A 1,902-nucleotide genomic window follows, 5' to 3' on the forward strand; every position below is an offset into this window, starting at 1 on the left:
AAAAGGAACGGCAGGAAGACGGCGAACAGCAGGGCGAACGCCGCAAACCGAATCGCGACAATGCCGGCCTCGGTGATGGCGAGCAGCAGCAGGAGCGCCGTAAACCCAACCGCGACAATGCGGGTCTTGGCGATGGCGACCAGCAGCAGCAGGAACGTCAGGAACGGCGCAAAAAGCGCGAATCCGCCGAGGGCGACGATCAGCAGCAGCAGGACCGCCAGAAGGCGCGCGAAGAGCGCAAGAAGCAGCGCGAGGCGGCCGGGGGCGATGATCAGCAGCAGCAGGATCGCCAGAAAGCGCGCGAAGAGCGCAAGAAGCAGCGCGAAGCCGCGGAAGGCGACGATCAGCAGCAGCAGGATCGTCAGAAAGCGCGCGAAGAGCGCAAGAAGCAGCGCGAAGCCGCGGAAGGTGACGATCAGCAGCAACAGGACCGCCAGAAGGCGCGTGAAGAGCGCAAGAAGCAGCGCGAGGCGGCTGAAGGTGACGATCAGCAGCAGCAGGATCGTCAGAAGGCGCGCGAAGAGCGCAAGAAGCAGCGTGACGCGGCCGAGGGCGATGACCAGCAGCAGCAGGATCGTCAGAAGGCCCGCGAAGAGCGCAAGAAGCAGCGTGACGCGGCCGAGGGCGACGATCAGCAGCAGCAGGACCGCCAGAAGGCGCGCGAAGAGCGCAAGAAGCAGCGTGACGCGGCCGAGGGCGACGATCAGCAGCAGCAGGATCGCGAGAAGGCGCGCGAAGAGCGCAGGAAGCAGCGCGAAGCGGCTGAAGGCGACGACCAGCAGCAGCAGGATCGCCAAAATGCCCGCGAAGAGCGCAGGAAAAAGCGTGAAGCGGCTCAAGATCAGCAGCGCGAAGAGGACAACGCCGAGCGTCCGCGCCGCAAGCGTGACGAGGATCGCGAACGCATTGCCCGGGATCCGTCCAGGACGAACGAGACGATCGACTTGCCGTTCGTCGATGGCGCGGCCGTGCTCGACAGCGACAAGGATTTCGACAACCGCAAGGGCTCGGCGCGCGAGGAGCGTCGCCGCAAGCGTGCGGAAGAGCGTGAAAACGTCAAGATCCGGATTCCCGAATCCGACCGCGACGCGCAGGTCGGCTGGGAGGATGGCGACCGCGTGCGCTACGAATCCGGCGAGCGCGAGCGTGGCGAGCGCCGCGATCGCCGCCCGCGTTACGAGGAACGAGACGGCTGGCGCGTCGAGCGCGAGGTGGATGATCGCGTGGTCATCAACTTCAACGACGGTATCATCGTCCGCTCGGATGACGGCCGCCGCCTATCGCGCCGGGCAACGGAGACCTATTACGAGGACCTGCCGCATGGCCGCGTCCGCGAGGTCATCGTGCGCCCGAACGGCGACCGGGTCGTGACGATCCGCAGCCGTTACGGCGACGTCATCCAGCGCTCGCGCATCGATCGCTCGGGCAGTGAATATGTCATGTTCTACGCCCCGGAAATCGACCGCGACGCACGGCCGACCTTCGTGGATCCCGGTGAGCGTCTGCCGCCGATGCGCCTGACGGTGCCGCTCGACGACTACATCATCGATACGTCCTCCGACGACAGCCGTGACTACACCGACTTCCTGGAGCGGCCGCCGGTCGAGCCCGTCGAGCGCGTCTATACGCTGGACGAGGTGAAGTATTCGGCCCGTATCCGCGACAAGGTGCGCCGTATCGACCTCGACACGATCACCTTCGCCACGGGTTCCTCGGAAATCTCGATGAACCAGGCGTCGTCGCTGCGCAAGGTCGCCGAGGCGATGAACAAGGTGCTCGATAAGGATCCCGGCGAGACCTTCTTGATCGAAGGCCACACGGATGCCGTCGGTTCGGATGAATCGAACCTCGTGCTTTCGGACGAACGCGCCGAGGCCGTCGCCAACATCCTGACCGATGTCT

At 65.2% G+C, this 1,902-nt stretch carries 2 protein-coding genes; one reads left to right on the forward strand and one right to left on the reverse strand.

What is annotated here, in order from left to right; all coding sequences use genetic code 11:
- Nucleotides 1-839, reverse strand: an 839-nt coding sequence (locus ACOZKU_RS25550; protein ID WP_421581267.1) for a hypothetical protein, incomplete at its 3' end; no start/stop codon positions are given.
- 105 nt (nucleotides 840-944) lie between these two features.
- Here ACOZKU_RS25550 and ACOZKU_RS25555 point away from each other — a divergent pair.
- On the forward strand, nucleotides 945-1,902 hold a 958-nt coding region (locus tag ACOZKU_RS25555), incomplete at its 3' end, for an OmpA family protein (protein WP_421581268.1).

Source organism: Shinella sp. M31, from assembly GCF_049199205.1.
Lineage (GTDB): Bacteria > Pseudomonadota > Alphaproteobacteria > Rhizobiales > Rhizobiaceae > Shinella.